Origin of the sequence: Streptomyces sp. NPDC005808 (genome assembly GCF_042871385.1) — a bacterium.
GTDB lineage: Bacteria > Actinomycetota > Actinomycetes > Streptomycetales > Streptomycetaceae > Streptomyces.
In genome coordinates this window covers 185260-207602 of the sequence record NZ_JBIAIK010000007.1, presented here as the reverse complement: position 1 = coordinate 207602, position 22343 = coordinate 185260, and the positions used below count along the sequence as shown (strand labels likewise).

General features: G+C 68.4%; 17 protein-coding genes and 1 pseudogene. 11 read left to right on the top strand and 7 right to left on the bottom strand.

Annotation, left to right across the window (positions count from 1 at the left end; all coding sequences use genetic code 11):
* Positions 1–263: 263 nt before the first annotated feature.
* The 7 genes from ACFYPC_RS17940 (at position 264) to ACFYPC_RS17910 (ending at position 9022) form a co-directional block, all read left to right on the top strand.
* Complete coding sequence (locus ACFYPC_RS17940; protein ID WP_388676763.1) at positions 264–1136, top strand: MHYT domain-containing protein; 873 nt, start codon at positions 264–266, stop codon at positions 1134–1136.
* A gap of 40 nt (positions 1137–1176) precedes the next feature.
* On the top strand, positions 1177–3306 hold the full coding sequence (uvrB, locus tag ACFYPC_RS17935; protein WP_388676760.1) for an excinuclease ABC subunit UvrB: 2130 nt from the start codon (positions 1177–1179) through the stop codon (positions 3304–3306).
* 156 nt (positions 3307–3462) lie between these two features.
* Positions 3463–4077 (top strand): TerD family protein, encoded by a 615-nt coding sequence (locus tag ACFYPC_RS17930; RefSeq protein WP_388676757.1) that lies wholly within the window; start codon positions 3463–3465, stop codon positions 4075–4077.
* Between the two features lie 45 nt (positions 4078–4122).
* Positions 4123–6150: a TerD family protein gene (locus ACFYPC_RS17925; RefSeq protein ID WP_388676754.1), complete on the top strand. Its 2028-nt coding sequence runs from the start codon at positions 4123–4125 to the stop codon at positions 6148–6150.
* A gap of 285 nt (positions 6151–6435) precedes the next feature.
* Entirely contained in the window at positions 6436–7425 is a 990-nt protein-coding gene (locus ACFYPC_RS17920) for a TerC family protein (RefSeq protein ID WP_388676752.1), read from the top strand.
* Between the two features lie 128 nt (positions 7426–7553).
* A complete protein-coding gene (locus tag ACFYPC_RS17915; RefSeq protein WP_388676749.1) occupies positions 7554–7856 on the top strand; it encodes a hypothetical protein in 303 nt (100 codons plus the stop codon).
* 65 nt (positions 7857–7921) lie between these two features.
* Positions 7922–9022, top strand: a complete 1101-nt coding sequence (locus tag ACFYPC_RS17910; protein ID WP_388676747.1) for a calcium:proton antiporter — start codon at positions 7922–7924, stop codon at positions 9020–9022.
* A gap of 36 nt (positions 9023–9058) precedes the next feature.
* Here ACFYPC_RS17910 and ACFYPC_RS17905 read toward each other — a convergent pair.
* Both ACFYPC_RS17905 and ACFYPC_RS17900 read right to left on the bottom strand, forming a co-directional pair.
* Positions 9059–10328, bottom strand: a pseudogene (locus ACFYPC_RS17905) (MFS transporter).
* 93 nt (positions 10329–10421) lie between these two features.
* A complete protein-coding gene (locus ACFYPC_RS17900) occupies positions 10422–11468 on the bottom strand; it encodes a S66 peptidase family protein (protein WP_388676744.1) in 1047 nt (348 codons plus the stop codon).
* Positions 11469–11570: 102 nt separating this feature from the next.
* On the opposite strand from ACFYPC_RS17900, the gene aroQ reads away from it, so the two are divergent.
* Positions 11571–12044 carry a type II 3-dehydroquinate dehydratase gene (gene aroQ, locus ACFYPC_RS17895; RefSeq protein WP_388676741.1) on the top strand — a complete coding sequence of 158 codons (474 nt, stop codon included), beginning with the start codon at positions 11571–11573 and terminating at the stop codon, positions 12042–12044.
* Between the two features lie 41 nt (positions 12045–12085).
* Here aroQ and ACFYPC_RS17890 read toward each other — a convergent pair whose 3' ends face one another.
* From ACFYPC_RS17890 to ACFYPC_RS17880, 3 genes are read right to left on the bottom strand one after another with little or no spacing between them, the layout of a single operon-like run.
* On the bottom strand, positions 12086–12838 hold the full coding sequence (locus ACFYPC_RS17890; RefSeq protein WP_388676738.1) for an amino acid ABC transporter ATP-binding protein: 753 nt from the start codon (positions 12836–12838) through the stop codon (positions 12086–12088).
* Positions 12835–13737 (bottom strand): amino acid ABC transporter permease, encoded by a 903-nt coding sequence (locus tag ACFYPC_RS17885; protein WP_388676735.1) that lies wholly within the window; start codon positions 13735–13737, stop codon positions 12835–12837. Before ACFYPC_RS17885 ends, ACFYPC_RS17890 begins: the two co-directional genes overlap by 4 nt.
* A complete protein-coding gene (locus ACFYPC_RS17880) occupies positions 13734–14612 on the bottom strand; it encodes an ABC transporter substrate-binding protein (RefSeq protein WP_388677290.1) in 879 nt (292 codons plus the stop codon). The genes ACFYPC_RS17885 and ACFYPC_RS17880 overlap by 4 nt, the downstream gene beginning before the upstream one ends.
* 710 nt (positions 14613–15322) lie before the next feature.
* On the opposite strand from ACFYPC_RS17880, the gene ACFYPC_RS17875 reads away from it, so the two are divergent.
* On the top strand, positions 15323–17341 hold the full coding sequence (locus ACFYPC_RS17875; RefSeq protein WP_388676732.1) for an RICIN domain-containing protein: 2019 nt from the start codon (positions 15323–15325) through the stop codon (positions 17339–17341).
* A gap of 116 nt (positions 17342–17457) precedes the next feature.
* Positions 17458–17634: a hypothetical protein gene (locus ACFYPC_RS17870; RefSeq protein ID WP_388676729.1), complete on the top strand. Its 177-nt coding sequence runs from the start codon at positions 17458–17460 to the stop codon at positions 17632–17634.
* Positions 17635–17695: 61 nt separating this feature from the next.
* Here ACFYPC_RS17870 and ACFYPC_RS17865 read toward each other — a convergent pair whose 3' ends face one another.
* Together ACFYPC_RS17865 and ACFYPC_RS17860 are read right to left on the bottom strand one after the other, a co-directional pair.
* Entirely contained in the window at positions 17696–18346 is a 651-nt protein-coding gene (locus ACFYPC_RS17865; protein WP_388676727.1) for an MBL fold metallo-hydrolase, read from the bottom strand.
* A gap of 9 nt (positions 18347–18355) precedes the next feature.
* Positions 18356–19042 (bottom strand): maleylpyruvate isomerase family mycothiol-dependent enzyme, encoded by a 687-nt coding sequence (locus tag ACFYPC_RS17860; RefSeq protein WP_388676724.1) that lies wholly within the window; start codon positions 19040–19042, stop codon positions 18356–18358.
* Positions 19043–19264: 222 nt separating this feature from the next.
* Between ACFYPC_RS17860 and uvrA the strand changes: the two genes are divergently transcribed.
* A complete protein-coding gene (gene uvrA / locus ACFYPC_RS17855; RefSeq protein WP_388676721.1) occupies positions 19265–22291 on the top strand; it encodes an excinuclease ABC subunit UvrA in 3027 nt (1008 codons plus the stop codon).
* The last annotated feature ends 52 nt before the right edge of the window (positions 22292–22343 follow it).

Genomic DNA, 22343 nt, shown 5'->3' with positions numbered 1-22343 from the left:
GACAGGCACAGCTCAGCATCAGGTTGCCACCGGTATGTCAGCAGATGAGTGTGCGGGACAACCACACAATGAACGGAGTTGCCCAAGTCCGCACACCGGCGCCGCACAAGTGGGGCGAGGTCGTAATTCTTTGCCGGAAACCCGTTCGACCGTTCTGGTGGAAGTCATACTCTCTGCCACAACCCTGACCGATCTCACGGTCCCGAGGGTGGGGCGCAATCCGAGGATTTCCGGGCGCAACAGGGCGGGAAGGGCAGCCAGGTATGCAGGGCACAGTCGACGACTTCAGCTACGGATTCGTCACGCCTGTGGTGGCATACCTCATGGCCTGCCTGGGAGGAGCGCTGGGGCTGCGCTGCACCACCAGATCGATGCTGGTCACCTCCCCCTGGCGGGCGGGCTGGCTCGCACTCGGCTCGGCCGCGATCGGCTCGGGCATATGGACCATGCACTTCGTCGCGATGATGGGGTTCACGATCGAGGAAACCCCGGTCCGGTACGACAAACCGCTGATGTTCGCGAGCCTGGGCGTGGCCGTCGTGATGGCCGGTATCGGGATCTTCATCGTCGGCTACAGGGGAGCCACCGGAACGGCGCTCTTCACCGGGGGCACCATCACCGGCCTGGGTGTCGCCTCGATGCACTACCTGGGTATGGCCGGCATGCGCGTCAACGGGAACCTCGAGTACAACACGCTCACCGTCTCCGCTTCGGTCGTCATAGCAGTCGTCGCCGCCACCACCGCCCTGTGGGCCGCGGGGCAGGTTCGCGGATTCCTCTGGAGCGTGGGCGCCGGCCTCATCATGGGGCTCGCCGTCAGCGGTATGCACTACACGGGCATGGCCGCCCTCAGCGTCCATCTGCACAACGCGTCCGGCAATCCCGCCGGGGACTCGCCCGCCGCCCTGCTCGCACCCATGATGATCGGACCGTTGGTCTTCCTCTGCCTGGCGGGCGTCGTCGTGATGTTCGACCCGCTGATGGTGATGGGGAAGCCCGTCCGGACACCTGCGGAGAACAGGCCGGGGGTCCCCGCCCACCCCGCTGTCCCGCCCCCGGGCCGCCGTCCGCCGCTCCACCACGGCCACGACCGCGGAAGGCGCAGGTCCCGCACCCGCACTCCGCAGAGCTGGTGATCCGGTCCCGTTGTCAGTGCGGGGTCGTACCGTTGATTCCATGCGGCCCGTATCCAAGATCGAACGTTCGGTGGCGCCCTTCGAGGTCGTCAGCCCCTACCAGCCGAGTGGTGACCAACCTGCGGCCATCGCCGAGCTGGAAAAGCGCATCCGCGCAGGTGAGAAGGATGTTGTCCTGCTGGGCGCAACCGGCACCGGCAAGTCCGCCACCACCGCGTGGATGATCGAGAAGCTCCAGCGCCCCACGCTCGTCATGGCGCCGAACAAGACCCTGGCCGCCCAGCTGGCCAACGAGTTCCGCGAGCTGCTGCCGAACAACGCCGTCGAATACTTCGTCTCGTACTACGACTACTACCAGCCCGAGGCCTACGTCCCGCAGTCGGACACCTACATCGAGAAGGACTCCTCGGTCAACGAGGAGGTGGAGCGCCTGCGCCACTCCGCGACGAACTCGCTGCTCACCCGCCGTGACGTCATCGTGGTCGCCTCGGTCTCCTGCATCTACGGCCTCGGTACTCCACAGGAGTACGTGGACCGGATGGTCCGCCTCAAGGTCGGTGACGAGATCGACCGGGACGACCTGCTGCGCCGCTTCGTGGACATCCAGTACACGCGCAATGACGTGGCCTTCGCGCGAGGCACCTTCCGGGTCCGCGGCGACACCATCGAGATCTTCCCGGTCTACGAGGAGCTGGCCGTCCGCATCGAGATGTTCGGCGACGAGATCGAGGCCCTCTCCACGCTCCACCCGCTCACCGGCGAGGTCATCAGCGACGACACCTCGCTGCACGTCTTCCCGGCGTCCCACTACATCGCGGGCCCCGAGCGACTGGAGCGCGCAGCCAACGACATCGAGAAGGAGCTGGGGGAGCGCCTCGCCGAGCTGGAGAAGCAGAGCAAACTCCTGGAGGCCCAGCGCCTGCGCATGCGCACGACGTACGACCTGGAGATGCTCCGCCAGATCGGCTCCTGCTCCGGCGTGGAGAACTACTCGATGCACTTCGACGGCCGCGAGCCGGGCTCCGCACCGAACACACTGATCGACTACTTCCCGGACGACTTCCTGCTCGTCCTCGACGAGTCGCACGTCACGGTCCCGCAGATCGGCGCCATGTACGAGGGCGACGCCTCCCGCAAGCGCACCCTTGTGGACCACGGCTTCCGGCTGCCCTCCGCGCTCGACAACCGTCCCCTGAAGTGGGAGGAGTTCCAGCAGCGCATCGGGCAGACCGTCTATCTGTCGGCGACCCCGGGGAAGTACGAACTCTCGCGGGGTGACGGTTTCGTCGAGCAGATCATCCGCCCCACCGGCCTCATCGACCCCGAGGTCGTCGTCAAGCCCACCGAGGGCCAGATCGACGACCTGGTGCACGAGATCCGCAAGCGCACCGAGAAGGACGAGCGCGTCCTGGTCACCACGCTCACCAAGAAGATGGCCGAGGACCTCACCGACTACTTCCTGGAACTCGGCATCCAGGTGCGCTATCTGCACAGCGACGTCGACACCCTGCGCCGCGTCGAACTGCTGCGGGAACTGCGCGCGGGCGAGTTCGACGTCCTGGTCGGTATCAACCTCCTCCGTGAGGGCCTCGACCTGCCCGAGGTCTCCCTGGTGTCGATCCTCGACGCCGACAAGGAGGGGTTCCTGCGATCGGGCACCTCCCTGATCCAGACCATCGGCCGCGCGGCGCGCAACGTCTCCGGGCAGGTCCACATGTACGCCGACAAGATCACCCCGGCGATGGAGAAGGCCATCGACGAGACCAACCGCCGCCGGGAGAAGCAGGTCGCTTACAACAAGGAGAGGGGCATCGACCCGCAGCCCCTCCGCAAGAAGATCAACGACATCGTGGCCCAGATCGCCCGCGAGGACGTCGACACGGAGCAACTGCTCGGCTCCGGCTACCGCAAGGGGAATGACGGCAAGGGCGGCAAGACCCCGGTGCCCGCGCTCGGCGGCAAGGCGGCCAAGTCCGCGAAGGGCAGGAGCAAGGAGACGGTCCCGACCGACCGCCCCGCGGCCGAACTGGCCGGGCAGATCGAGGAGATGACGGCGCGGATGCGCGCCGCCGCGGCGGACCTCCAGTTCGAGATCGCCGCCCGGCTGCGTGACGAGGTCTCCGAGATGAAGAAGGAGTTGCGGCAGATGAAGGAAGGCGGACTCGCCTGACGCCCCTCTGCCGGTGCCGGCCTCCTCCTGTACGCACTGTGTTGCAAGACCGACACAAAGTGCGCCCCAGGGTTCGGCACTGTCAGTGCTGCTGCGTAGGGTTCTGGTCATCCGCGGACTCCGCGGAAACAGGGGACTTTGAGAGGGGATCAGCGCGTGGTCGACGTATCCAAGGGCAGTACGCCCGGTGGGCCTGGCGTCAATCTGACCAAGGGTCAGGCCATCAGTCTGCAGAAGAAGGACGGGGGGACCCTGACGGCGGTGCGGATGGGGCTCGGCTGGCAGGCGGCTCCCCGGCGCGGCCTGTTCGGCTCGCGCACCCGGGAGATCGACCTCGACGCCTCCGCCGTGCTGTTCGCCGACAAGCAGCCCGTCGACGTCGTGTTCTTCCGCCACCTCGTCAGTGACGACGGTTCCGTGCGGCACACCGGTGACAACCTCGTCGGTGGTGCGGGCCAGGGCGGGGACGACGAGTCGATCCTTGTCGACCTGCAGCGCATCCCGGTCCACATCGACCAGATCGTCTTCACCGTGAACTCCTTCACGGGCCAGACGTTCCAGGAGGTGCAGAACGCGTTCTGCCGTCTGGTCGACGAGACCAACGGACAGGAACTCGCCCGCTACACACTGGCCGGCGGTGGGCAGTACACGGCCCAGATCATGGCGAAGGTGCACCGGGCGGGCGATGGCTGGCAGATGACGGCCATCGGCACGCCGGCCAATGGGCGCACGTTCCAGGACCTGATGCCCGCGATCCTGCCGCAGCTGTAGGCAGTCCGGCGAGCGGCACACGAAGCGACGTAGGGGGACAAGTCGATGACGGCCGAGCTGGTCCGGGGGCAGAACCACCCGCTCTCCCAGGTCCGTCTTGAGGTCCGCGTGTCGGCCGGCAAGCCGATCGTGGCCGGGGCCACGCTCAGCGACGAGCAGGGCAGGGTCCGTGGTGTCGAGTGGGTGGCCCACCCGGGCGCGCCCACCCTGCCCGGACTCGAGGTCTCCCGGCAGGCCGCGGCCGACCATCGCCTCGCCTTCGACCTGGATGCCCTGTCGGCAGCGGTACACCGGGTGAGTGTGCTGCTCGCGCTGCCGTCCGGGGTCGGCGGCCCGGTCCGGTTCGGATCCGTCGCCGCCCCCTTCGTCGCGGTCACCGGCCTCGACGGCTCCGAGGTCGCCAGTTACACCGTCACCGGTCTGGACGCCGAGTCGGCGGTCGTGGCCCTGGAGATCTACCGCAGACAGGACGCGTGGAAGGTCCGCGCGGTCGGTCAGGGATACGCGGGCGGTCTCGCCGAACTCCTCACCGACCAGGGCCTGCCCGAGGCTCAGCAGCTCGCCGGCAGCATCAACGAGGCGGTGGCCCGGGGCATGGCGCGCTCGGTGGCCGCACCCCCGTCCCGTACGCCCGACGCGGACCGCTCACGCCAGGCGGCCACCTCGGCGACGGGAGGGGACCAGCCGTACGCAGCTCCGCCCCAGGGGACTTCCGGGAACGTTTCGCCGCCGCAGTCCCCGTACGACGTGTCCGGCGTGCAGGGTGCCACGGCACCCCAGAGCGACTACCCCGTGGGCCCGACGCAGGCCGACCCTTCCGCCGCCACGCAGGCGTCCGCAGCCGGCGAGGGCGGTCCGGTCAACTACACCCACCCCGGTCGGCAGAACGCGGCACCGCCCCCACCCCCGCCGAGCGCACCCGCGACTCCGCCCGGGCAGCCCGCAGTGCCCGTCGCGGGCGACGCGACCGGCTGGTCCATGGAGGAGCGGCTCTACAACCAGGTGTGGGGCATGTTCGAGGACCTGGCCCGCACCGCCGCCGCCTATCGCAGCGCCGTCGACTTCGCCGAGTCGCGCCTGGAGCACGAGCTCGACAAGGTGCTGTCCGACCCGCGCAGCCGGATCGGCGGGCAGGGCGACGCGGCGCGCGAGGCGGCTCAGGCCAAGCATGCTCGGCTGGTCGACCAGGCACGGGCGGCCCTGGACCGAGACCTCGGGCAGCTCCGTGCCGAGGCCGATGTGGTCGAGCCCGCACTTCCTGCGGCGTTCGCGCGCTGGGACAATCCGGCCTGGCACGGCTACCGGGTGCCCATGGAGGTCCCGATGGCCGTGCGTCTCGGCGACCTCCGGCTGCCCGAGAGCGATGGCCTGAGCATTCCGATGCTGGTCCGGCTGCCGCTGGAGCGCGGCCTGTGGATCGACAGCGGCCGCGCCGGCCTCAGCGACTCACTCGCCGACTCCGACGAACTCCGCCGCCTCGCCATGGACACGGCCGTGTCGCACGCCGGGCGCCTGCTCGCCGTCTATCCGCCGGGTGAGTTCACCGTGCACGTCATAGATCCCGCAGGTTCGGCTGCCTTGTCCCTTGCGCCGCTGGTGCGGTCCGGGGTGCTCGGCGGCGCGCCCGCCGTCGGCGCTGCGGGGGTGGCCGACGTTCTGGCCCGCCTCACCCAGCGCGTCGACCTGGTGCAGATGGCGGTGCGCGGTGGAGTGGCCGACTCACTGCCCCCGGACCTCGACACCGCCGAACAGCTGCTGATCGTCAACGACTTCCCGCACGGCTTCGACGACCGCGCCGTGACCCAGCTTCGCTATCTCGCCGACGAGGGGCCGGCCGTCGGCGTCCATCTGATGATGGTGGCCGACCGGGAGGACGCCGAGGCCTACGGGCCGTTGCTCGACCCGCTCTGGCGATCGCTGCTGCGACTCACCCCGGTGCCCGACGACCACCTCGCCGATCCCTGGGTCGGGCATGCCTGGACGTACGAGCCAGGGCTCGTACCACCGGGCAGTCAGGTGCTCCAGCAGGTACTCGCGCGGGTCGCGGAGGCCCGCCGCTCCTGGAACCGCTGACGCCTCCAGCGCTTATGTCAAGCTTAGGTAAAGCGGCCTGACCAGCGGACTTGTGCTTTCTTTTACCAAACCCTTTACCTTTCCTTGGTGATTCAGGTACTGTTTTCCGTACGGAGGGGAGTACTCCCTACCAACTGCGGCGTACCCGTCAATACGGATCAGGCCAGATCCCGGGGCGTCGGCCCGCAGGCACCGGACGCATCGCGCGTCCCGGCCGCCAAGGGTGGAAGAGACCTCCAGCAGCGACGACGCTGAAATTTGCCGTTACGAACTGCCGGAGGCGCAGTGGATGTTTCCGTGACCCTTTGGGTCCTGACGATCGCGGGCCTTGCCGCCCTCATCGCCGTCGACTTCTTCATCGGCCGCAAGCCGCACGACGTATCGATCAAGGAAGCCGGAATCTGGACGGTCGTCTGGATCGCTCTGGCCGCACTGTTCGGACTCGGGCTGCTCGTCTTCTCGGGCGGTCAGCCCGCCGGAGAGTTCTTCGCCGGCTACATCACCGAGAAGTCGCTGAGCGTCGACAACCTCTTCGTCTTCGTGCTGATCATGGCGAAGTTCGCGGTGCCCACGCAGTACCAGCAGCGAGTGCTCCTCGTCGGTGTGCTCATAGCCCTCGTCCTGCGCGCGATATTCATCGCCGCCGGTGCCGCGGTCCTCGCGAACTTCGCGTGGGTCTTCTACATCTTCGGCGCCTTCCTCATCTACACCGCCTGGAAGCTGATCCAGGAAGCCAGGGCGGGCGACGAGGACGACGAGTTCGAGGAGAACCGTCTGCTCAAGGCCGCCGAGCGACGCTTCGGCGTGGCCGACCGCTACCACGGCACCAAGCTGTGGATCCAGCAGAACGGCAAGCGCGTCATGACGCCGATGCTGGTCGTCATGCTCGCGATCGGCACCACCGACGTGCTCTTCGCGCTCGACTCGATCCCCGCGATCTTCGGCCTGACGCAGGACCCGTACATCGTCTTCACGGCAAACGCGTTCGCGCTGATGGGTCTGCGACAGCTCTACTTCCTTATCGGAGGCCTGCTCAGGAAGCTGGTCCACCTCAGCTACGGCCTGTCGGTGATCCTCGGCTTCATCGGCGTCAAGCTGGTGCTGCACGCGCTGCACGAGTCGGGAGTCCATGTCCCCGAGATCTCCATTCCGGTCTCGCTCGGCGTGATCTGCGGGGTTCTGGTCGTCACGACGATCACCAGCCTCATCGCCTCCAAGAAGCAGGCGGCGCAGGAATCGACCGAGAGCGCGCCGAAGGACAGCATCGACGTCTGAGGACGCCGGGCGTAGGAACAATCATTGCGGGAGCGGTGCCCGGCCAGTTGCCGGGTACCGCTCCCGGTGCTTGCTTGGGTCCTGGACGCTCCCCAGCCCCGGGGACGCCACGGCCGGATGGAGGCACCATGAAGTTCGTGCAGATCATCGACTTCGAGACCGAGCGCATTGAGGAGATGCGGGAGCTGGTCGAGCAGGCAGCCCAGCGCTCTGCAGGCCGCACCGGCGGCCCCACGCACCGTCTCGTTCTTCAGGACCGCAATATGCCGGGCCGCTATCTCGTAGTGATCGAGTTCGAGTCGTACGAGGACGCCATGCGCAACAGCAACGACCCGGAGACCTCCAGGATGGCGGAGCAACTGGCCGCGCTGTGTACCAGGCCGCCCACCTTCACCGACTGCGACGTACGGGAAACGACCGAGCTGAAGTAGCGGCTCGCTCCCGGGCCCCGCGTCACCGGCATGCGGGGCCCGTGTCCGGCTGCAAGGATCACTGCATGCTCGTTCGATTCCGGTCACTCCTGACGCGGTGGTCGTCCGTGGTGCCCGTGATCGCACTGGTCCTCCTGGCCTTCACCTGGGGGCGCGAGCTGCCCGGTGCGGTTGTCGCGCTGGTCACGGTGGTTCTCGCCGGAGCCGTGCTGGCCGCGGTGCACCACGCCGAAGTGGTCGCGCACCGGGTCGGCGAGCCCTTCGGTTCACTCGTCCTCGCCGTCGCCGTCACGATCATCGAGGTCGCCCTGATCGTCACCTTGATGGCGGATGGCGGCGACAAGAGTTCGACACTGGCCCGCGACACCGTGTTCGCGGCTGTGATGATCACCTGCAACGGCATAGTCGGGGTGTGCCTGCTCGTCGCCTCACTGCGCCACGGACTGGCGGTCTTCAACGCGGAGGGCACCGGGGCCGCCCTCGCGACCGTCGCGACGCTGGCCACGCTCAGCCTGGTTCTCCCGACGTTCACCACCAGCAAGCCGGGCCCGGAGTTCTCCGCGGCCCAGCTCACCTTCGCGGCGCTGGCCTCGCTGGTTCTGTACGGCCTGTTCGTGGCGACCCAGACCGTGCGCCACCGCGACTATTTCCTGCCGGTCACCCGACAGGGCAAGATCATCGACTTGGACGACCATGCCCACGGCCCGTCCGCCCGTACGACCGGAATCAGCCTGGGCCTGCTCGGCGTGGCACTCGTCGGCGTGGTCGGCCTCGCCAAGGGCGTGTCGCCGACGATCGAGTCCGGAGTCGACGCGGCCGGTATGCCGCACTCCGTGGTCGGTGTGATCATCGCGCTGCTCGTGCTGCTCCCCGAGACCATCGCCGCACTGCGGGCGGCCCGCCGTGACCGCGTGCAGACCAGCCTGAACCTTGCCCTCGGCTCGGCGATGGCAAGCATCGGCCTCACGATCCCCGCCGTCGCGCTCGCGTCCGTCTGGCTCTCCGGACCGCTCGTGCTCGGCCTTGGCTCCACCCACATGGTGCTGCTCGCGCTGACCGTGGTGGTCAGCGCCCTGACGGTGGTTCCCGGGCGCGCCACGCCGCTGCAGGGCGGCGTCCATCTGGTGCTGTTCGCGGCCTACTTGGAGCTGGCGGTCAATCCGTAGGGTGCGTCGCCCAGCGGCGCGTACCGCCGTGCCCGGTCACTCCGGGGCGGGTACGACGGCCAGCCGGGGCACCGGCCGTGTCTCCGGCAGCAGCGCGAAGCACCCCAGGCTGAGCAGCGCGATCCCCGTCAGATAGGCGGCCACGCCCCAGGGCACCCCTTCCCCCCTGGGCCACCGCCGTCGCCACGATCGGGGTGAGCGCGCCGCCGAGGACCCCGCCCAGGTTGTAGCCCACCGCCGCGCCGGTGCAGCGCACCCGGGGCTCGTACAGCTCCGGCAGATACGCGGCGATCACGGCGAACATCGTGATGAACGAGATCAGCGCCACCAGGAAGCCGAGGAACATCAGCAGGGGTTCGCCGGTCGACAGCAGTGCGATCATCGGGAACATCCACAGCGCGGCACCCGCGCAGCCCACCAGACACAGGGGCCGCCGCCCGTAGCGGTCACCGAGCAGCGCCATCAGGGGAGTCAGGGCGCCCTTCACCACCACGGCGGCCATGATGCAGGCCAGCATGACGGTACGGCTCACCCCGAGCCGTTCGACGCCGTAGGCGAGTGCCCAGGTCGTCACCGAGTAGAACACCGCGTAGCCGACCGCGAGGCCGCCGGCCGTCAGCAGCACCAGCCGCCAGTGATCGCGCACCACTTCGGCGAGCGGCACGCGCGCGGGGTCCCCCATTTCCAGGAACTGCGGGCTCTCCACGAGCGAGCTGCGCAGCCATAGACCAGCTGCCGCGAGCACCCCCGCCGCCCAGAACGGCACCCGCCACCCCCACGCCGCGAACTGAGCGTCGGACAGTGTCGCCGACAGCACCAGCATCACGCCGTTGGCCAGTACGAACCCGAGCGAAGGGCCGATCTGCGGGAAGCTCGACCACAGCCCGCGCCGGTCGGCGGGCGCGTGCTCGGCGGTGAGCAGCACCGCTCCGGCCCACTCCCCGCCGAGCCCGAGCCCCTGCAGAAAACGCAGCACCAGAAGGAGCAGGGGGGCGGCCACACCGATCGTGTCGTACGTCGGTACGCAGCCGACGGCCACGGTCGCCGCGCCGGTCAACAGCAGCGAGGCGACCAGCACGGGCCGCCGACCGCGCCGGTCCCCGATGTGCCCGAAGAGCACCGAGCCGAGCGGGCGGGCGACGAAGCCGACGCCGAACGTCGCGAAGGCCGCCAGCGTCCCGGCCAGCGGAGAGAACGTCGGGAAGAACAGCGGCCCGAGGACCAGCGCGGCCGCCGTCCCGTAGACGAAGAAGTCGTAGAACTCGATGGCCGTCCCGGCGAGGGAAGCGGACGCAAGACGGAGCATGGACGGCTTCTTCACTGTGTGTACGTCGTGCATGCCGCGTCAACTACCCACGGTGATCGGCGGTTACGGGGGCGTGCGGGGGCTTGTTGCAGGTCAGTAGGTGACCGTGATGCGCCGGGCGGGGCCGTCCACGCGGATGGTGCCCCCGTAGGGAATGACGATCTGCGGATCGGTGTGACCGAAGTCCACATCGAGGACGACCAGCATGTCGGGCGCGTACATGTCGACGGCTCGGAGCACCGCCTCGTGCTGCTCCCGTACGTAACGGGCTCTGCCGGTGGCGTCGTTGGGCTGTTCGAACGACCACGCCTTGGGGCGGGCCATCAGGAGCGCGGGGAAACGTCCCAGCAGGCCGCGCTCGCCCATGCTGCGCAGAATCCAGAAGACGTCGTTCGCCTTCGGCATCTCTTCCGAGGTCTCCAGGAACAGCACATGACCGTCGTACACGGAGTGATCACGAGCGATCTCGCGGTCGGCCATCAGCAGCCAGGAGAGGATTTCGACGTTGCCGCCCCAGGAGCGGCCCTCGACCACGCGGTCCGGGCGGTGCCAGGCCCAGCCGTCGCCCGGTTCCGTCGGCGGCTCCGAATCGAAGGTCGCCGGGTCCTCCCAGGGGCCGTTGACCTCGCCGAAGCGGTCTGCGGGGCGCAGCTCGTAGGGCCCGGAGGTGAAAAGCGCGGCCCGCAGCGACTCGGCGGTCAGCGGATCCATGGCACCGGGGCGGCCGAGTTCGCACATCACCGATCCGCCGTGGTAGCCGACGATTCCGGTGTTCCACAGATACGCGAGGAAGTTCGTGTTGTCGCTGTACCCGAAGAACGGCTTCGGGTTGGCGCGGATCAACTCCCGGTCGAGGAGCGGCAGCACGGTGATCTGGTCGTCGCCGCCGATGGAGGAGATGACGGCCCTGACCGTCGGATCGGCGAACGCCGCGTGGAGGTCGTCGGCCCGCTCCTGCGCAGTCGAGCCCATCTTCCGGGTCGCCGGATACTCGACCGGTTCGAGACCGTACTCCTTGCGCAACCTCTCCAGCCCCAGCTCGTACGGAAGGGGGAGGAGCCCAGGGAGTCCGGAGGAGGGCGAGACGACCGCGATCCGGTCGTCCGGTGAGGGCTTGGGCGGGTACGAGGGCGTCGTCATGATGGAAGGGTATGGGGCCGTGCCGGCCGACCGCACCGTGATAAACCGGGTCTGAGCAGCGGCCCTCGACGGGCCGGCCTACCTGGAAGGACCGGAGGAACTGTGCCCCGCACACTCGCCAACGCCCCGATCATGATCCTCAACGGGCCGAACCTGAATCTTCTCGGGCAGCGCCAGCCGGAGATCTACGGCTCGGACACGCTCGCCGACGTCGAGGCCCTGTGTGCCAAGGCGTCGGCCACACACGGCGGCACCGTCGACTTCCGGCAGTCCAACCACGAGGGCGAGTTGGTGGACTGGATCCACGAGGCGCGCCTGAACCACGCCGGGATCGTGATCAACCCGGCCGCCTACTCGCACACCTCCGTAGCGATCCTGGATGCGCTCAACACCTGTGACGGCCTTCCTGTGGTGGAGGTCCACATCTCCAACATCCATCAGCGCGAGGAGTTCCGGCACCACTCGTACGTCTCGCTCCGCGCCGACGGAGTGATCGCGGGGTGCGGGGTGCAGGGGTACGCGTTCGCGGTGGAGCGGGTCGCGGCCCTTGCGGAGACGGGGCATGCGGAGGCCTGAGCCCATGGAGCCGGTCTCTGTGTCGCGGGTGTCGCCGCCGGTCAGAGTCGCCCCGCCTCCACGATGCGCTTGAGGAAGCGCTGTGTCCGCTCCTGTTGCGGACTCTCGAAGATCTCCTCGGCCGTGCCGCGTTCAAGGACCACGCCGCCGTCCAGGAAACAGACCTGGTCCGCGACCTCGCGGGCGAAGCCCATCTCGTGCGTGGCGAGGACCATGGTCATACCGTCCTCCTTCAGATCCCGGACGACGCTCAGGACCTCCCCCACGAGCTCCGGGTCAAGGGCGGCGGTGATCTCGTCCAGGAGCAGCAGCCGGGGACGTACGGCCAACGCGCGGACGATTGCGGCCCGTTGCTGCTGCCCGCCGCTGAGCCGGTCCGGGTATTCGCCCGCCTTGGCGCCGAGCCCGAGCCGGTCCAGCAGCTCACGGGCGTGCGCCTCGGCCTCCGCGCGGTTCACGCCGTGCACACGGCGCGGGGCGAGGGTGATGTTCTCCAGGACGGTCATGTGCGGAAAGAGGTTGTACGCCTGGAAGACCACGCCGATCCGGCGGCGTACCGCGTCCTGGTCGGCCCGTGGGTGGGTGATCTCCTCGTCGTCCAGCCAGATCGCGCCGTCGTCGATGTCCTCGAGGAGGTTGGCGCAGCGAAGCAGGGTGGACTTGCCGGAACCGGAGGCGCCGATCAGGGCGGTCACCGTGTGCGGGGCGACGTCCAGGTCGACGTCCCGCAGCACGACAGACTCGCCGAAGGTCTTGCGGACGGACTCCATGCGCAGTACCGGAGTGGCGGTCATATGGTCCCTCCCTGTGCCCGCTGACGGTCCATCCGGGCGGTGACCCAGTCCGTGAAGCGGGTCATCGGGATGGTCAGGGCGACGAAGACCAGTCCCGCGACGATGTACGGCGTGTAGTTGAGGCTGCGGCCCACGATGATGTCCGCGGCGCGCACCGCGTCGACCGCCCCGCCGATCGAGACGAGCCCGGTGTCCTTCTGGAGGGACACCAGGTCGTTGAGGAGAGGCGGCACCTGACGGCGTACGGCCTGGGGGAGTACGACGAACCGCAGGGACTGCCGGTTGGTGAGGCCGAGCGAGCGGGCCGCCGCACGTTGCGAGGGGTGGACGGACTCGATGCCGGCCCGGAACACCTCGGCGACGTAGGCCGAGTACGTGAGCGTGAGCGCGGTGCCGCCCAGGAGGATCGGGTCCACCGTGACGCCCTGGAGCCGCAGCGCGGGGACGCCAAGGACCACGATCATCAGGTTGATGATCAGGGGGAGGCCGCGGAAGAAGTCGGTGTAAGCGGCGGCCAGCGCCCGGAGCGGGAAGAAGACCGGGCCGCGCAGGGTGCGGGCGATGGCGATCAGCATGCCGAGGACGAGCACCGCGGCGCCGCAGATCAGGAGCAGCCGGACGTTGAGCCACAGCCCTTCGAGGACTTTGGGCAGCGCCTCGCGCGCGTACTGACCGTTGAAGAACGTCTCCTTGGTGCGTGGCCAGCCGGGCGCGTTGACGACGACGAAGTAGAGGACGACGCCGGTGATCAGGGTGGAGAGCGCGGCAATCGCCGTCGCACGGCGGGAGCGGACGCGCTTGTAGCGCTCCCGCTCGATCCGCCGCTGCGACGGGATGTACGCCTCTGGCATGTCTCCTTCGCCGGAGTCGTTGCCGGGCGCGTCCTTCACGACCGTCACTTGAGTACCGGAGCGTCGACGGCGTCGGACAGCCACTGCTTTTCGATCGAGGCAAGCGTGCCGTCCTCGCGCAGGGTGTCCACGGCGTCGGTCACGCAGGAGGTCAGCGCGCTGCCCTTGTCGAGGACGAGCCCGAACTGCTCGGGCGTGCCACCGCTGTTCTCGAACTGTCCGACGATCTCCGCGTCCGTCACCTCGGCCGCGGTGATGTAGAAGGCGGTCGGCAGGTCGACCACGATGGCGTCGACCTGGCCGTTCTTCAACGCGGACTTGGCCTGGTCGTTCTTCGCGTACGCGGCCGGGGCCTCGGCCGGCTTCACGACGTCGTTGATGTAGTCGAGGCTGGTCGTGCCCACCTGGGCGCCCAGTTTCACGTCCTTGAGGTCCGCGATGCTCGTCGCCTTCGCCGCCTTGGAGCCCTTCAGCGCGATGACGGCCTGGCGGACGTCGTAGTACCCGGACGAGAAGTCCACGGCCTTCTTGCGCTCGGTGCTGATCGACACCTGGTTGATGTCGAAGTCGAAGGTCTTCTCACCAGGTGCGAAGGCCTTGTTGAAGGGGACGCTCTGCCAGACGACGTCACTCGCCGGGTAGCCCAGCTGCTTCGCCACGGCGTACGCGACCGCCGACTCGTAGCCCTCGCCGTTGGCGGGTTTGTCGTCCTTGAACCACGGTTCGTACGCGGGCTCGTCGGTCGCGATCGTCAGCTTGCCGGACGACTTGGTGGCCAACTTACCCTTGTCGCAGGCGTTCACGGAGGGTGATGCGGCCGCGTTGTCCTCGGGCTGCGGTGCGCAACTCACGGCGGCGACGGCGAGCAGGGCGACGGTGGCGGCGGGCGCGGTGCGGCGCAGGGCGCGCTGGGCGAGAGGCATGGCGGTAGGCATGGCGGTAGGCATGGCGGGAGAGTGACAGTGCGGCGTCCTGTTTGTCCAGGTCACAAGGACAACTATCCGCATATTGGGAACGGGTGTTGCATTCCCGTGAACACGTACTCAAAGCTCCGCCGAGCAGCCTGTTGAGAGGCTTCGCCGGGGCCGCCGGCCGAGGGCGGGGATTGACAGGCCGGCGGCCCATCCGCGCCGGAGCCGTCATCCTGCGCGGGGCGGCCTCCAGTGAACTGCGCCCGGGCGCGCGCCGGGAGCGCACGCGTGACACCGGCGTGTGCGCTCGGTTCACACGGGGCGCGTGCGGGGTGGTTGTGCGGAGTAGGTGTGGAGTGATCGCGAGAGGCGCGTGCGGGATGATCGCGCGGGGCGTGCGTGCGGTGGCCGCGCGGGGGTGCGTGTGTGGTCGCGTACGCACGGAGACAGCGACCGACCGGTCCCGAGACACCACACCTGATGCGCCCGTTGAGACGCGAGGGTTGACGGTACTTCAGCACCCCTCTAAGTTCACGGCTTGTAAAAAGCCGTGAATCCCGCGTGTCACCCCACTGATCGTCCACCGCAGCCGCATCAGCCTCCCGCCTTCGGAACGCCCCGCCCGATCCAGCGCCCGCACCGCACGCCCGGCGTCGGACGAGCGAGTCTCACCGGCTCACACCGAGCGGCAGGCGACATCCCCCACCCGATCAGGAGTTCCCGTGCCTCTGAGACACTCACACTGGTGGCGACCGCGCACCCGGACCGCCGGTCCCGTGGTGCGCAGCCGTCGGGCCACGCTCGCGCTGACGGCGACGGCGGTCGGCGCGCTGCTCGCACCCGTCGCTCTGACCACAGTGAACGCACCGTCGGCCCAAGCAGTCGGCGCTCCCGTTCAGGTGTACTTCAGTTCGGAGTCGACCGCCTCGGGATTCGGCCCGGCCGACGCGAACTGGTTCACCAACCCGGCGGCGGGGCTGGCCTCCACCCAGTATCAGTTGTCGCGGCAGTCCGACCTCACCGCGGTCACCGCGTCGGGCACGGCCACCATCACCGCTGACACGGCCACCCGTTACCAGTCCGTCCTTGGCGTCGGCTCCTCGCTGGAGGAGTCCACGATCTACAACCTGTCCCGGATGAGTGCCTCCGCGCGTACCGCAGCGCTGCGCAAGCTCGTCGACCCGGTCAACGGTGCCGGGTTCAACATCGCCCGGATCCCGCTGGGTTCGAGCGACTTCACTTCGCGGCAGTTCTACACCTACGACGACGGCGCGGCCGACCCGAGTCTGTCGCGGTTCTCCATCCAGAAGGACATCGACTACAACATCATCTCGGTCCTCAAGGAAGCGAAGGCGATCAACCCCAACCTGCTGTTGTTCGGCAGTGTGTGGAGCCCTCCGGCCTGGATGAAGAACAACAACAGCCTGATCGGCGGCACGCTTCCCGACGCGAACATCCCTGTGCTCGCCACCTACTTGCGCAAGGCCGTCACCGCCTACGCAGGCCAGGGACTGCCGCTGTACGCCGTCACGATGCAGAACGAACCGCTGTTCTCGCCGCCTGACTACCCGGGCATGACGCTCACCGCCGACCAGGAACGCAGGGTCGCCACCGCGCTGCGCGGCGAGCTGAACAGCAACGGCGCGTCGGCCACCAAGATCTGGGCCTACGACCACAACTTCGGCGACGGCCCGGCCTACACCGCCGGGGTCCTCGGCAATCCCGGCTCACCCAGCAGCGCGTTCAGCTCGGTCGACGGCGTCGCCTTCCACGACTACGGCGGGGATCCGACCGCCATGGCACAGGTCAAGTCGAGCTATCCGACCAAGGACGTGGCCATGACCGAGCGCGCCGTGTGGGGCACCGCCGGCGCGGACCGGATCGTCCAGTACTTCCGCAACCAGTCGATCATGTACCAGGACTGGGTCACCATGCTCGACCAGAACCGCAGCCCGGAGCAGTGGTCCGGTGCACCCGACCCGACCATGTTCATCCAGTCGCCGAGCAACCCGGACACGTACTGGGCACTGCCCGAGTACTACATCGTCGGCCAGTTCTCGAAGTTCATCGCACGCGGCGCCACCCGGGTCCAGACGAACAACGGCACCAGCGGCAATGTCACCAACGTCGCCTTCCTCAACCCCGACGGCAGCCTGGTGACCGTCGTGGTCAACCAGACAGCTTCCAACCAGCCCTTCACATTGCGGGCCGGCGGCCAGCAGGTCAGCAGCACGCTGCCCGCCAAGACAGTGGGCACGTACATCTGGCCCGACGCCGGCGGGGGCACCAGCGGGGCTGTGGACCCGACGAAGTGGTACACGGTCACCAACGCCAACAGCGGCAAGTGCGTTGACGACGCGGCTGGTTCGACCGCCAACGGCGCCGCCGTGCAGCAGTGGACCTGCGTGCCCGGGAGCACCAACCAGCAGTGGCAGTTCCAGCCCACCGACAGCGGCTACTACAAGGTCGTCAGCCGCAACGCGGCCAACGCCGTCTGGGACGTCACCGGCGGGACGGGCGCCGGCAGCGGAGCGAAGATCCAGCTCTGGTCCTACGGCGGCGGTACCAATCAGCAGTGGAAGGCGGTTCCTCAGGCAGGCGGCACGTACACCCTGACGCCACGCAGCAATTCCGCCCAGTGCCTGGACGTCACCGATGCCTCCACCGCCGACGGCGCCCGGCTCCAGCAGTGGACCTGCTCCGGCGGTACTGCCCAGTCCTTCACCCTCACCCCTCAGTAGGATCGGCGCTGCCCGGCGTCCGGCACCCGCGGTGCCGCAGGACGCCGGGCAGCGCCACCCGGGAGTCGTATGGGTTCCAGCCCATCGAGCGTTCTGCCGGTGCGTGCCAGTAGCCGGTGAGTGCCAAGGACATCGAGGCGGTCTGCCGCCGGGTCTTCGGCGAGGGCGCGCAGGTTACTGCTGCCGTTGAGCTGGGCTCGGGCATGTACAACAACGTCTACCGCCTGGAACTGGCAGGCCAGGAGCGGCCGGTGATCCTGCGGGTGGCGCCGGAGGAGGGGCAGCAGTTCTGAAGGAAGGCGGTGTACGTCGCGCGACGGTTCTCCAGGCGCCTGCCCACGTGATCGCCTGCGACTACCAGCCCCGAGCCCACCACTCCTGAATGTGCGGGCGTTCCACCCCGAGGGTGCTGTCGTTGCCGTGCCCGGGGTAGATCCAGGCCTCATCTGGCAGGCTGAACACCTTCTCCTCGAGCCCACTCATCAGGGTTTGAAAGTCCTCGGGTCGTGTTGTCCGGCCAGGCCCACCTGGGAAGAGGCAGTCCCCGGTGAACACATGCGGATGCCCGTGCGGGTCGTCGTAGACGAGCGCGATCGAGCCCGGAGTGTGGCCCACGAGGTGGCGCGCGGTGAGTTCCACGCGTCCCACCCGGATCGTGTCGCCGTCCTGGACCGGGACATCGGTCGGCACCGGGATGCCGTCGGCGTCGTCCCGGCCCGCGTACGTGCGGGCACCCGTCGCCGCCACGACCTCCGCGAGCGCCTGCCAGTGGTCGCCGTGCTGATGGGTGGTGACGACGGACGCGATGCCGTCGTCACCGATCAGCGTGAGCAGGGTCGAGGCGTCGTTGGCCGCGTCGACCAGGAGCTGCTCTCCGGTGGCCCGGCAACGCAGCAGATAGGCGTTGTTGTTCATCGGGCCCACCGCGGCCTTGGAGATCATCAGGTCCTGCAACTCGTGCACATCGGCAGGGCCGCCGACCGTCACCGCTCCGCTGTACGTCATGGCGGCAGCCTATAGCGGCGGGAGGAGGGGGAGTGGTCCGCCGTCGGTGGTCAGCGCCGCACCGTCGCGGCGTCCGGCGAACCAGCCCAGCAGGTCTGCCCGACGGCCGGTGACGGTGATCGGCTTCCCCTCGCGACCGCCGGAAGTGATCAGACGGCCGTCGTCCTCCTCGACCAGGAACGCGGGTACGTCGGGGTGGCCCCGGAAGCGTTCCGCAAGGAAGTCGATCTCGCGCTGAGTGAACTCCTCGGAGAGGTCCTCCAGCTCGTATCCGATCCCCAGATCCACATGGTGCAGCTCGACCTCGCCCCACCGCCGGAACGGCACCAGGGACGCGGAATCCGTGACCCCGTTGCGCAGCTCCACCGTGCGGGACCAGTCCGCGGGCGCGGCACCGGCCTCCTGAAAGCGCGCCGCGCTCTCGCGCACGTCTGTGAGCTGCACGTTCAGCGGGCGCGGGGCGTCTCGCTCGATGTCGGAGTCCCGGGCCTCGCCGGAGACGTACATGGGGCGTCCGGTGAGGACGTTCACCAGTGCGTCCGCGTTGCGGGCGATGTGGGCGAGCACATGTCCGCGGCTCCAGCCGGGAAGCCGTGTCGGCTCGGCCACAGAAGCGTTGTCCAGTTCGGCTGCTGCGGTGAGCAGCCGTTCGGTTGCGTCACGTACAGACGCCAGGTCACGCACATGATCGTTCATGGGGTCGACGATAGCTCCGCCACACGTTCGGGTGAAGGCAGTTGACCAGCCCGTCAAATCGAATGCGCGTGCTATAGGCTCGGCCGCGGCGTCGGGCATGCTGGGTGGTCCGGGATTGTTGTGAACGGGGAAACCGACCCGGCGCTGTCAGTGGCTCCCCCTAGTCTGAAAACGACGGGGGCCCCGCCCCTGTCACTTCTCTCAAGAAAGGTGCGGACCGGCGTGGCCGACCGTCTCATCGTCCGTGGAGCGCGCGAGCACAATCTGAAGAATGTCTCGCTCGACCTCCCGCGCGACTCGCTCATCGTCTTCACGGGCCTGTCGGGGTCGGGCAAGTCCTCCCTCGCCTTCGACACGATCTTCGCCGAGGGGCAGCGCCGGTATGTCGAGTCGCTGTCCTCGTACGCCAGGCAGTTCCTCGGGCAGATGGACAAGCCGGATGTGGACTTCATCGAAGGCCTCTCCCCAGCGGTTTCCATCGACCAGAAGTCGACCTCGCGCAACCCGCGCTCGACGGTCGGCACCATCACCGAGGTCTACGACTACCTGCGCCTGCTCTTCGCGCGCATCGGCAAGCCGCACTGTCCCGAGTGCGGCCGCCCCATCACGCGCCAGTCGCCGCAGGCCATCGTCGACAAGGTCCTCGAGCTGCCGGAGGGCAGCCGCTTCCAGGTCCTGTCGCCGCTGGTGCGCGAGCGCAAGGGCGAGTTCGTCGACCTCTTCGCCGATCTCCAGACCAAGGGGTACAGCCGGGCCCGGGTCGACGGTGAGACGATCCAGCTCACCGAGCCGCCCACGCTGAAGAAGCAGGAGAAGCACACCATCGAGGTGGTCATCGACCGCCTCACGGTGAAGGACGGTGCCAAGCGCCGCCTGACCGACTCCGTGGAGACCGCCCTCGGCCTGTCCGGGGGCATGGTCGTGCTCGACTTCGTCGACCTCCCCGCCGACGACCCCGAGCGCGAGCGCATGTACTCGGAGCACCTGTACTGCCCGTACGACGACCTGTCCTTCGAGGAGCTGGAGCCGCGCTCCTTCTCCTTCAACTCGCCCTTCGGCGCCTGCCCCGAGTGCACCGGTATCGGTACGCGCATGGAGGTCGACCCCGAGCTGATCGTCCCGGACGAGGACAAGTCCCTCGACGAGGGCGCCATCCACCCGTGGTCGCACGGGCACACCAAGGACTACTTCGGCCGCCTGGTCGGCGCTCTCGCCGACGCGCTGGGGTTCCGCACCGACATCCCCTTCGCCGGTCTTCCGCAGCGTGCCAAGAAGGCCCTGCTGTACGGCCACAAGACGCAGATCGAGGTCCGCTACCGCAACCGGTACGGGCGCGAGCGGGTGTACACCACGGCCTTCGAAGGGGCCGTCCCCTTCGTGAAGCGGCGGCACAGCGAGGCCGAGAGCGACGCGAGCCGCGAGCGCTTCGAGGGCTATATGCGCGAGGTGCCCTGCCCCACCTGCGAGGGCACGCGCCTGAAGCCGCTCGTTCTCGCGGTCACCGTCATGGAGAAGTCCATCGCCGAGGTCTCCGCGATGTCCATCAGTGACTGTGCCGACTTCCTGGGCGAGTTGAAGCTCAACGCGCGCGACAAGCAGATCGCCGAGCGCGTCCTCAAGGAGGTCAACGAACGGCTGCGCTTCCTGGTCGACGTCGGCCTCGACTACCTGTCGCTGAACAGGGCGGCCGGCACCCTCTCCGGCGGTGAGGCCCAGCGCATCCGGCTGGCCACCCAGATCGGCTCCGGACTCGTCGGCGTCCTGTACGTCCTCGACGAACCGTCCATCGGCCTGCACCAGCGCGACAACCACCGCCTGATCGAGACCCTGGTCAGACTGCGCGACATGGGCAACACGCTCATCGTCGTCGAGCACGACGAGGACACCATCAAGGTCGCCGACTGGGTCGTCGACATCGGCCCCGGTGCGGGCGAGCACGGCGGCAAGGTCGTACACAGCGGTTCCCTGAAGGACCTGCTGGACAACCCCGACTCGATCACCGGGCAGTACCTTTCGGGCAAGAAGGCGATCCCTCTCCCGGACATCCGCCGACCCGCCGACCCGAGTCGCAGGCTGACCGTGCACGGCGCCAGGGAGAACAACCTCCAGGACATCGACGTCTCCTTCCCTCTCGGTGTTCTGACCGCCGTCACCGGTGTGTCGGGCTCAGGCAAGTCGACACTGGTCAACGACATCCTCTACACGCACCTGGCTCGCGAGCTCAACGGTGCGCGGAACGTCCCCGGGCGGCACACGCGCGTGGACGGCGACGACCTCGTCGACAAGGTCGTGCACGTCGACCAGTCGCCCATCGGCCGCACACCTCGGTCCAACCCGGCGACGTACACCGGAGTCTTCGACCACGTCCGCAGGCTGTTCGCCGAGACGACCGAGGCGAAGGTGCGGGGCTATCTGCCCGGCCGCTTCTCCTTCAACGTCAAGGGCGGCCGCTGCGAGAACTGCTCCGGCGACGGCACCATCAAGATCGAGATGAACTTCCTGCCGGACGTGTACGTCCCCTGCGAGGTCTGCCACGGGGCGCGCTACAACCGGGAGACCCTGGAGGTCCACTACAAGGGCAAGTCCATCTCCGAGGTCCTCGACATGCCGATCGAGGAGGCGCTCGGCTTCTTCGAGGCCGTGCCCGCGATCGCCCGCCACCTCAGGACGCTCCACGAAGTCGGTCTCGGCTACGTCCGGCTCGGCCAGTCGGCGCCGACGCTGTCCGGCGGTGAGGCACAACGAGTGAAGCTGGCCTCCGAGCTCCAGAAGCGCTCGACGGGCCGTACGGTCTACGTGCTCGACGAGCCGACCACCGGTCTGCACTTCGAGGACATCAGCAAGCTCATCACGGTGCTCTCCGGCCTGGTCGACAAGGGCAACACGGTCATCGTCATCGAGCACAACCTCGACGTCATCAAGACCGCGGACTGGGTCGTCGACATGGGCCCCGAGGGTGGCAACGGCGGCGGACTCGTGATCGCCGAGGGCACGCCCGAACAGGTCGCAGGCGTTCCGGCCAGCCACACCGGCAAGTTCCTGCGCGAGGTCCTCGGCGCCGACCGGATCAGCGACGGTGCCGCGGTGAAGGCCCCGCGCAAGGCGGCGGCCAAGAAGACGGCCACCAAGGTGGTCAACAGCGCGTCGGTCAACAACACGGCGGCCGAGAAGACAGCCGCAGTCACGAAGACGACGGTCACGAAGAAGGCGACCCCGGCGAAGAAGACCACCCGGGCCACCAAGGCCTGACAAGTCACCAAAAAAGCGGCGCCCCACGGAACTCTCCGTGGGGCGCCGTCCG

Bases quoted from the DNA above. Each gene is read 5' to 3' on its own strand.
- ACFYPC_RS17880 (WP_388677290.1), bottom strand. From the start codon at position 14,612: ATGCCTCTCGCCCAGCGCGCCCTGCGCCGCACCGCGCCCGCCGCCACC.
- uvrB (WP_388676760.1), top strand. From the start codon at position 1,177: ATGCGGCCCGTATCCAAGATCGAACGTTCGGTGGCGCCCTTCGAGGTC.
- ACFYPC_RS17925 (WP_388676754.1), top strand. From the start codon at position 4,123: ATGACGGCCGAGCTGGTCCGGGGGCAGAACCACCCGCTCTCCCAGGTC.
- ACFYPC_RS17910 (WP_388676747.1), top strand. From the start codon at position 7,922: ATGCTCGTTCGATTCCGGTCACTCCTGACGCGGTGGTCGTCCGTGGTG.
- ACFYPC_RS17860 (WP_388676724.1), bottom strand. From the start codon at position 19,042: ATGAACGATCATGTGCGTGACCTGGCGTCTGTACGTGACGCAACCGAA.
- ACFYPC_RS17865 (WP_388676727.1), bottom strand. From the start codon at position 18,346: ATGACGTACAGCGGAGCGGTGACGGTCGGCGGCCCTGCCGATGTGCAC.
- ACFYPC_RS17915 (WP_388676749.1), top strand. From the start codon at position 7,554: ATGAAGTTCGTGCAGATCATCGACTTCGAGACCGAGCGCATTGAGGAG.
- ACFYPC_RS17900 (WP_388676744.1), bottom strand. From the start codon at position 11,468: ATGACGACGCCCTCGTACCCGCCCAAGCCCTCACCGGACGACCGGATC.
- ACFYPC_RS17940 (WP_388676763.1), top strand. From the start codon at position 264: ATGCAGGGCACAGTCGACGACTTCAGCTACGGATTCGTCACGCCTGTG.
- ACFYPC_RS17890 (WP_388676738.1), bottom strand. From the start codon at position 12,838: ATGACCGCCACTCCGGTACTGCGCATGGAGTCCGTCCGCAAGACCTTC.